We start from the raw sequence: 8,418 nt of genomic DNA on the forward strand, positions 1-8,418 counted from the left end.
GTATTAACCCGCCCACCCTGTTTACTGCGAGAATGCCTTGGCCAGCACGTTCTGGGTTTCGAGCGAAACCGGAAGCGTGGAATTGGTCAGGGCAACGCCTTTCCAGCCTGCCCCCAGCGCCGTGTAAAGATTGACCGCATCACGCAGGCGCTCAAGTCTGGCCAGAGCTTCCATGTTCTGGGCTTTAAGGGTTGTGCGTTCGGTTGTCAGCACTTCCAAAAAGCCCACAAGGCCCGCGCCATACAGCTTACGCGCCCGCTCACTGGCCGTGGCGCTGTCTTCCGACGCCTTGTGCAACTGCTCGGCATATTCGATATCATCATGCCATGCGGCCATGCTGTCTTCGACTTCCTTGAAAGCCTGCAACACGGTCTGGCGATAGCTCAGCCGGGCGGCTTCCGCCGTGGCCTGAGAGGCCCGGACTTCTGCCGTCATCTTACCGCCGTGCATCAGCGGCATGCTGGCCATAAGCAGGAACTGCCAGCTCATGGCATTCACCTGAAAGGCCTGATACATAGCCGATGCGTTAGGGTTAAACGTTAGCGGCACCACAAAATGCGGATACAGATTGGCGACAGCCACACCAATCTGCGCTGTGGCCAGAGCATATTTACGTTCCGCCATCCGCACATCAGGGCGGTTTGCAATCACGACTGATGGCAGTACGGCGGGGAAATCCGGCACATGCGGCAGGTCGCGTGGCTGCTTGAGTTCATCCTCAAGCTCACCGGGCATTTTTCCCAGCAGCACGGCAATGGCGTGTGTCACCTGCGAAACCCGGGTTTTCAGCGGCTCACGCTCGGCAATCTGGGCATCCAGCTCGGCCTGCGCCTGTGCGATCTGCAGGGTATTACCGACACCTTCGCTATACAGGCGGTTGGTCAGATCCAGCGCATCCTGAGCCACGCGGATATTGTCGGTCGCAATCTTGATCTGCAACTGCGTGACACGCAGCAGCATGTAATCAGACGCCAGTTCAGACAGAAGCCCCATCAGAATGGCGCGGCGGCCTTCAATGGTTGTTTCCACCTCACGCTCGTGCGCTTCCACATCGCGGCGAATGCGGCCGAACATATCCAGCTCCCACGAGGCTGTCGCCCCATAGGTCAGCAGCGAAGCTTCCGGCCGGTTCTGCGGGTTGCCGGGGCGGATAGGCCAGTTATCGATATTGAGCGAGTAGCGCACATCGCCCCCACCCATATTGGCATCAAGCTGCGGGTACCACTGCGAAGCCGCGCGGTCACGCACCGCCCGCTCCGCCAGAATATGCTGGCTGGCAATCTGCAGGTCGTAATTGCCCTGAATGGCTTCCTCAACCAGACGGGACAGCAGCGGATCCTGAAACAGCGACCACCACTCGACCATTTCCTTGTTGGTGCGCGCGATTTCCTCTGGCGTCGCGGGGTGCTCCTCCGCGGCTTCCTTGAACCCTGCGGGCAGCTTCATGCGGTCGGGCTGATAGTTCGGCCCGACGGTGCAGGCAGACAGCATCAGCGTGGAGGCCATGCCCAGCGCGAGACGGCGATAAATCTTCATGACTTTCGTCCTGTCCCCGCGATCAGAGATGATCCTGCAGCCATGTTGTCAGCCTGCCGCTCCGCCCACGGGGCTCTGGCCCGACGCTGACAGTCGCCGTCATGCCTGCCGCCAGCGTGACACTGTCCGGCACATGGTCGAGGTGGATACGTACGGGAATACGCTGCGCCAGACGCACCCATGTAAAGATGGGATTGACCGATTGCAGGCCCAGCTTGTCGGGCGATCCATTGGTGTCGTTGATACCACGGGCGATACTGACGACATGGCCCTGCAGAATGGGCTTGTAGCCCATCAGCTTCACGCGGGCCTCATCACCCACATGCACGCCCCACATCTTGGTTTCTTCAAAATACCCGTAAACCCAGTAGGAGTCGGCATCGATCAGCGCCATACGGGCCTGCCCGGCGGAGGCGTAATCCCCTACCCGCAGGTTCAGGTTGGTTACGTAACCATTGACCGGAGCATATAAAACGGAGCGCTGGAGGTTCAGCTTGGCGACATCCAGCGCTGCACGGGCTGCATCCACCGATGCGATCTGGGTTGCCACGCTGGAGTTGAAGACTTCCTGCTCTTCAGCCGACACGATACCGCCCAGCCCCATACGGCGCTTGGCATCGTTCTGTTTGAGCTTCAGGTCTTCCAATGCGCCATCGAGCCGGGCCTGCGCCTCGCGGATCGCCAGACGGAAGCGCACCGGATCCAGCACGAAAAGCGGGTCGCCCTTATGGACATACTGGTTATCCACCACCGGAATCTGCACCACGGTGCCGGAGACTTCGGGGGCGACATCCACCACGTAAACCCGCACGCGGCCATCACGCGTCCAGGGCGCGATCATGTAGACGTTCCACAGGGTGACCCCCAGCACTATGGCCAGAGACACGACCGCAAGGGTCAGGACGATGCGAATGAGGGTGCGCAGAAGGGACATTGCGGCGGTCTCGAAAGCCTTTTCGGGTCAGACGTAGAGGATCAGCAGGCAGAGAATACAAACGTAAAGCGACACTTCAAACAGCGCGATATGCCAGAACCAGCCCAGCAGGCCGCTCCACCACAACATGAACCGGATACCCATGGTAATGGGCAGGGCGGCCAGCGCGTAAACAACAATCGGCGCCATAAAGACACCGAACAGATTGAATTCAGTCAGCATGACGCACGCTCACCAAGGGAGTAGAAAACCGTCATACGTGATCACTCCCCTTGTCTGCGCTGCTGGCCTTGCGTGACGGCACCGGCTGGGAGGCAAGCTCCCGGTGTGCCTGTGCGGCCTGTTCCACCCGATCAAGCACCTGACCACACGCATCCAGCTCCTGATCCGATATGGCAGCGGTCAGCCGGGCCGTAACCCCGTCCGCCACCTGACTGACAAGGGTTGCGACCTGCCGTCCCTCATCCGTAATGCTGACGAGCTTGGAGCGACGGTCTTCCTCATCCGTTTCACGAACGACATAACCGCGCTTTTCAAGCACGTCCAGCAGCCTGACGAGTGAGGGCGCCTCAAGCGACAGGGAACGGGCCAGATCGGTCTGGCGCATGGCTGTAGTGGAGAAGTTGAGATAGTAGATAGGACGCCACGTGGCGTCAGTCAGACCGAAAGCGCGTAGATCGGTGTCGATCTCGCGCCTCCAGGCTGCGGCAATCCGCGCCAGCCGATGCCCGAAGAACCGGCGGGCTTCACTTGCCTCAAGAGAATCGTTCTCAGGTTCCATTCACCGCTCACGCTGGCAAGTATGCGAAAAATTTGCACACTTATAAAATACCGGGCCATCATTTACGCAAATGACGCCCCGCGCCAATGCAAATTTGGAATGGAACCTATGGTTTTATCCCAGCTAGACAGTTGGGGGACAATTTCAGTCCTTATTTGCGGCGCACAACATCCCAGACCTTGCGCAGGCCGCCACGGCCAACCGTGCCCGCAACGGTGGCTGTCACCGCCGCCATGGTCATGGATTCCCGAATATGAGTCATGGAGCGGTCACGGGCGATACGCGCCTCGACCTCGGCCGTGGTCAGATACGACCGGCGGCCGAACAGCACGCACACCAGTGCGGCCACCACATCGAGCCCGAACACCATAAAAGATGCGCCAACAGGCCCCATATGGCCGCCAAACACCAGCAGAATCCACAAAAGCCCATGCCCCGTTATCAGGGCAAAGAACCCGAATACAGCCGCCAGGACCAGAAACGCAAGCTGCCGACCATAGCGTATGGCCATCTGCTGCATGAGGCTGGTCTGTGCATTCAGGACGGATTTACCAAGATCGAGGATATGCATGGGTTCTGCGGCTACCTTATACTCGGGTGACGCTCATGCTTCAGCGAGACAGGCGCCCAAGTATGAAACCAACCACGCCGGAAACGGCGATGGAGACCCATGGCGTCTGGCCCCGCGTCTGCTTGGCGAGATCAGTGCGCGCATGATCTGCCAGTTCGCGGGCGTTGGCAACTGCCTGTTCCGTGAAAGCCCCGGCCTGCTCGCTCGCCTTGCCCAGAACCGGCGCTACGCGCTGGCCGATCAGCTTCTCGAGCTGGGCCTTGAGGGATTCAATTTCTTCACGCGCTGTATCGGCCGCAAGAGCACCAGCAGCCTTGATATCCTTGATTTTATCAGAAGACATCTCTCAAACCTCGTTTATTCAGGGTTCTTCAGTTTTTACCTCCGTTTAACAGCCGACAAGGAACATGGTTGCATGCCGCACATGCATGGCTCGCCTCCCGCGCTGGCGCTCCACTCGTTTACGGTTCTGCCGCTGGCTCCGGCCATAACGCTGACCCTGCCCAAGGGAGACTGCGTTGCCGTGTTGGGAATCGCCCCCGACAGTCAGGATATCGAAACCCTGACAGCCCGGCTGACAGGGCAGGATACGCCTCGCCAGCAGGCAGCCCCGCCACAGGCTGGCCGCATGCTCGTAGCGGGTGTGGACGTTACGTCCCGCCCACCCGGCCAGCGCCATATTGCCTCCTGCGGCGTGCATGCGCCGCTGTTCGGCCACCTGTCGGTGCTGGATAATATTCTCTTTCCCCTGCGCGCACGCGGGGGGCTCGGCCCCCATGAAATCCTCCGTCAAGGGCACGACCTACTGGCCCTGACCGGTCTTGATCACGCCCGCAACCAGCGTGCGGACAGGCTTTCGTCCGCTCAGTCCTTTCGGGCGGGGCTGGCCCGTGCGCTGATCCAAAAGCCCGACGTACTGATCCTGAACCAACCCTTTGCCGGCATGGACCTGCAAACCAGCCAGCAGGAACAGGCCATGCTGGACCGGCTGCGCCACGCACTGGGGCTAAGCATTCTGCTCCTGACCCGCCAACGCTCAGAAGCCCTGCTGAGTGCGGACGAAATTGCCGTCATGGACAACGGTGCACTCCTCCAGAGCGCCGATGCCCCCACCCTGCTCAATCGCCCTGCCTGCCCCGCTGTGGCTGTTGCGATGGATGACGCCAATGTTCTGACCGGCAAGGTGCTGGACATTGTGGACGACACCGCCAGCCTGCGCCTGCCTTCGGGCGAGACGGTGGAAGCCATGGCCGATCATGCGCTGGCCATCGATGATCTGGCCTGTATCTGTATCCCGCCTGACCGGCTGTCCATTCTGCTCCCCCGCGGGAACATGCCTGTGCAGGAAGAGGCCGAATCGGGCGATGTCCACTGCACGCTCGTTTCAGCCCATCATCTGGGCCGCACTATTATCATGCGCTTGCGCAGTCGCGATGGAACGGAGATAACGCTGCATCGCCCCCCTGTTCACACCATGCGCGACCTGCGGCCCGGACGCTCGGGGCTTGTGGCATGGCAGGCGCGGAACGCCATCGCCTTTCCGATGGATGAAAAATCACGCTAGACTGTTCCCGCCCGACCGGCATTCAGACGTGCAAGAGGTTTCCCCTGTTTTCGTTCTCACCCCCCCGCGTTGCCAGCATAGTATCCGGCAAGACAGCACACACGCCGCCAGCTGCGCATGGGATTTCACGCAGGCAGGCGCTGCTGGCCGGACTGGGCTGCCTGCTGCCCACAGGGGCTATGGCCAAACGCGCCCATACCCCTAAAAGCCTGACTGTTCTGACCTTCGCGGGCAAAATTGCCCAGACGCAGAAAAAAGTACTGTTCACCGCCTACAGCCAGCTTTCGGGGCATCCGCTGCTCTGCAAAACATGGAATGGCGAACCCGGCACCCTGCAACAGCAGGAAGAACACCCCAGCCGCAGTCTCGCCGTGGTCATGATGGAATGCAGCAGCCTACAGATTGGCTGCACCATGGGGCTTTTGGCTCAGGAAACCGACAACCAGAACCGGACAGTCTGTAGCACGCCCTCCGCCGGGATAGATTATGCCATGGCATGGGATCGCTTTCGCTTTGAGGTGTCACCAAGCTGGGCAGATTTCTGGGATGTCGCACGCCATCCGGGGCGTCGCAGCCTGCGCCGCGATCCGCGCACTACACTCGAAATTGCTCTGCTGGCAGATGGTGTGCCAGCCGATGCGCTCTACCGCGTTCTGGCCACGCGCGATGGTCTCAATCATGCCTTCATGAAACTGGATCAGATCCGCCCGTACATCGCCTGGTGGTCCACGCCTGAAGAAGCAGGGCAGATCCTGCTTTCAGGCGGCGCACTCATGGGACTGGTGCCCACAGGTGAAATCCTTGGCGCCCAGAGCGATAGCCGCGACAAGTTCGGCCTGCACTGGAAACAGCGCCTGCTTGTACAATATGGCTGGGGCGTGCCCCATAGCGCCATTCATAATAATGCCGCGCTGGCACTTGCCTCGTGGCTGGAGCTTCCTGCCCAAAAGCAGGCTTTTGCCAATGCGTGGCCCTCTCTGCCCTCCATGCAGGACATTACGGCAGCAGGCGGCGCACTCTCACCCCTGCCTGCCGCCACGGTTATAGACGATACATTCTGGAGCCAGAACCTACCCGCCATAACCGAGCGCTTTCACCGCTGGGCCGCACACCCGTGATCGCCCACCTTAGCAGCCTGCCCGTTCATACCGGCAGCGCACTCTCCACATTACTGCTTGCCCTGACCGCTCTAACCGGAACCGCTGCTGTGCTGGCCGCAATGATAAACCTGCGCTGTGCTGGCATCATTTATGTCTTGTCACTCCTGCTGTGCATACCCGCCACCCTGTTCGCATGCGCACTACCCTTCCTGTGGTGGACAGGTATAACAGCACCACTACAAGGCCTGTTACTGGTTCCTTTACTGGTTCTGCCGCTCACCCTGCCTTTACGCAGGCTCCCCGCAAACTGGACAGCGACCGCGCAGGAACTGGGCGCTCCTTTGAGCAGAAGGCTAACCCTTTTATGGTGGCCGCTCCTAAAAAAACCTGTTTTAACCAGCCTTGTTCTCGTTTTTGTCTTTGGAATTCTACAATGACCACTCCCCCCCCATTCTGGGAAACAACCGCTCTGGCCGACATGACCCGCAGCCAGTGGGAATCCCTCTGTGACGGATGTGGCCGCTGCTGCCTGCACAAACTACGTGACGATGACACAGAAGAACTGCATTACACGTCAGTCGCATGCAGGCTGCTCAATACCAAAACATGCCAGTGCGAGGATTACCCAAACCGGCACCGCAAGGTTCAGGACTGTGTAACACTGACGCCAGATATGATCGACACACTCGACTGGCTTCCGCCGGACTGTGCCTATCGTCGCCTTGGCGAAGGTCGTGGCCTGCCTTTATGGCACCCGCTGATAAGCGGCACGCCAGACACCGTTATCAGTGCTGGTGCCTCTGCTGCTGGGCGCTGCATCAGTGAACGCCGAGCTGGCGCACTGGAGGATTATATTGTCACATGGCCCGGCCAGCCTGCCGCTACCGAATAATATCGACATTGATCCTGTCGGCACGCTCCCCGTAATCTGGCGCGTATCCAAACAGGCCAGACGCCTTTCCATGCGGCTGGCCCCACGGCAAAACGCCGTAACGGTTACTCTGCCCGCCACCTGCCCACCGGCTACGGCTCTGGCTTTCCTGCATAACAACCGGAACTGGCTGGCTGGCCGCCTCCGGCGTGTGCAAAATGCTTTTTCCTTTACGCCAGATAGTGTCATTCCGGTGGAAGGGCACCCGCACCGGATTGTCCATAGCCCAGACAAACGGGGCGGCGCCTGGATCGAAAACGGCCAGATTATCGTCTGTGGCGAAAGCGCCTTCATCACCCGCCGTGTCATAGACTGCCTGCGCCACCATGCCGCCCGCGTTCTGGGTGCAGAGTTACAGGCAATGGCTAAAACCGCTGGCCTGAAACCAACACGACTGGATATCCGTGACCCCACAAGCCGCTGGGGAAGCTGCTCTACCACAGGCCGCATCATGCTATCATGGCGCTTGATTATGGCTCCACCAGAAGTCAGACACTACCTGATCGCCCACGAACTCAGCCATCTTTTACATATGGATCATAGTAATCAGTTCTGGCAGCAGGTAAAACGCCTAACCCCACATCGCCAGCAAGCAGAAGCCTGGCTCCGCCACCACGGCCCCACTCTCATGCGCGCTGGACAGCAGGAGTTGCCGCTGACCTGAAGCGTTGCTAGAAGACAAAGCGCAACACTAACACACACTACCAGTTGCACGCTCTATGCGAACTTGGCGGAATGGTAGACGCAGGAGACTTAAAATCTCCAGCCCATAGGGCGTGCGGGTTCGAGTCCCGCAGTTCGCACCACTCATAACATATTGATTTAATTGACTTTTATGGTCTTTCCACAACCATAAAAGCCGAACCTTCTACAATCGGCTTCTACAAAATGAGCCGTCTGTATGTTGATCCGTCTCCAATCCGGGTATCATTTCCGCAGGGCCGTTCCTTCACATATCCGTGATATTGTGGGCCAAAAGGAGCTATGGCTCTCCCTTGGCA

General features: G+C 59.4%; 11 protein-coding genes and 1 tRNA gene. 6 read left to right on the plus strand and 6 right to left on the minus strand.

The window, feature by feature from the left end:
- Nucleotides 1-21: 21 nt before the first annotated feature.
- From J2D75_RS06460 to J2D75_RS06485, 6 genes are all read right to left on the minus strand, one after another.
- Nucleotides 22-1,536: an efflux transporter outer membrane subunit gene (locus tag J2D75_RS06460; RefSeq protein ID WP_207853936.1), complete on the minus strand. Its 1,515-nt coding sequence runs from the start codon at nt 1,534-1,536 to the stop codon at nt 22-24.
- A 22-nt stretch (nt 1,537-1,558) separates the two neighbouring features.
- Nucleotides 1,559-2,470, minus strand: coding sequence for a biotin/lipoyl-binding protein (locus tag J2D75_RS06465; protein ID WP_207853937.1), 912 nt, complete (start codon nt 2,468-2,470; stop codon nt 1,559-1,561).
- A gap of 27 nt (nt 2,471-2,497) precedes the next feature.
- Nucleotides 2,498-2,692: a DUF1656 domain-containing protein gene (locus J2D75_RS06470; RefSeq protein WP_025860559.1), complete on the minus strand. Its 195-nt coding sequence runs from the start codon at nt 2,690-2,692 to the stop codon at nt 2,498-2,500.
- 31 nt (nt 2,693-2,723) lie between these two features.
- Entirely contained in the window at nt 2,724-3,251 is a 528-nt protein-coding gene (locus tag J2D75_RS06475) for a MarR family winged helix-turn-helix transcriptional regulator (RefSeq protein WP_207853938.1), read from the minus strand.
- Nucleotides 3,252-3,402: 151 nt separating this feature from the next.
- Nucleotides 3,403-3,822 (minus strand): phage holin family protein, encoded by a 420-nt coding sequence (locus tag J2D75_RS06480; protein ID WP_207853939.1) that lies wholly within the window; start codon nt 3,820-3,822, stop codon nt 3,403-3,405.
- 40 nt (nt 3,823-3,862) lie between these two features.
- Nucleotides 3,863-4,165 (minus strand): hypothetical protein, encoded by a 303-nt coding sequence (locus J2D75_RS06485; RefSeq protein WP_207853940.1) that lies wholly within the window; start codon nt 4,163-4,165, stop codon nt 3,863-3,865.
- 72 nt (nt 4,166-4,237) lie between these two features.
- Here J2D75_RS06485 and J2D75_RS06490 point away from each other — a divergent pair, with 72 nt between their 5' ends.
- From J2D75_RS06490 to J2D75_RS14645, 6 genes are all read left to right on the plus strand, one after another.
- The gene (locus tag J2D75_RS06490; RefSeq protein WP_207853941.1) at nt 4,238-5,386 is read left to right on the plus strand and encodes an ABC transporter ATP-binding protein; all 1,149 of its coding nucleotides are present in this window, start codon (nt 4,238-4,240) and stop codon (nt 5,384-5,386) included.
- A 179-nt stretch (nt 5,387-5,565) separates the two neighbouring features.
- Nucleotides 5,566-6,504 (plus strand): extracellular solute-binding protein, encoded by a 939-nt coding sequence (locus tag J2D75_RS06495; RefSeq protein WP_207853942.1) that lies wholly within the window; start codon nt 5,566-5,568, stop codon nt 6,502-6,504.
- A gap of 415 nt (nt 6,505-6,919) precedes the next feature.
- On the plus strand, nt 6,920-7,378 hold the full coding sequence (locus J2D75_RS06500) for a YcgN family cysteine cluster protein (RefSeq protein ID WP_207853943.1): 459 nt from the start codon (nt 6,920-6,922) through the stop codon (nt 7,376-7,378).
- The gene (locus J2D75_RS06505; protein WP_243428556.1) at nt 7,341-8,081 is read left to right on the plus strand and encodes a M48 family metallopeptidase; all 741 of its coding nucleotides are present in this window, start codon (nt 7,341-7,343) and stop codon (nt 8,079-8,081) included. Before J2D75_RS06500 ends, J2D75_RS06505 begins: the two co-directional genes overlap by 38 nt.
- 57 nt (nt 8,082-8,138) lie before the next feature.
- Nucleotides 8,139-8,223 (plus strand) — tRNA-Leu (locus tag J2D75_RS06510).
- Nucleotides 8,224-8,318: 95 nt separating this feature from the next.
- The coding region (locus J2D75_RS14645; protein WP_341534964.1) for a DUF6538 domain-containing protein at nt 8,319-8,418 on the plus strand (100 nt) is incomplete at its 3' end.

Source organism: Acetobacter suratthaniensis (genome assembly GCF_017377745.1).
Lineage (GTDB): Bacteria > Pseudomonadota > Alphaproteobacteria > Acetobacterales > Acetobacteraceae > Acetobacter > Acetobacter suratthaniensis.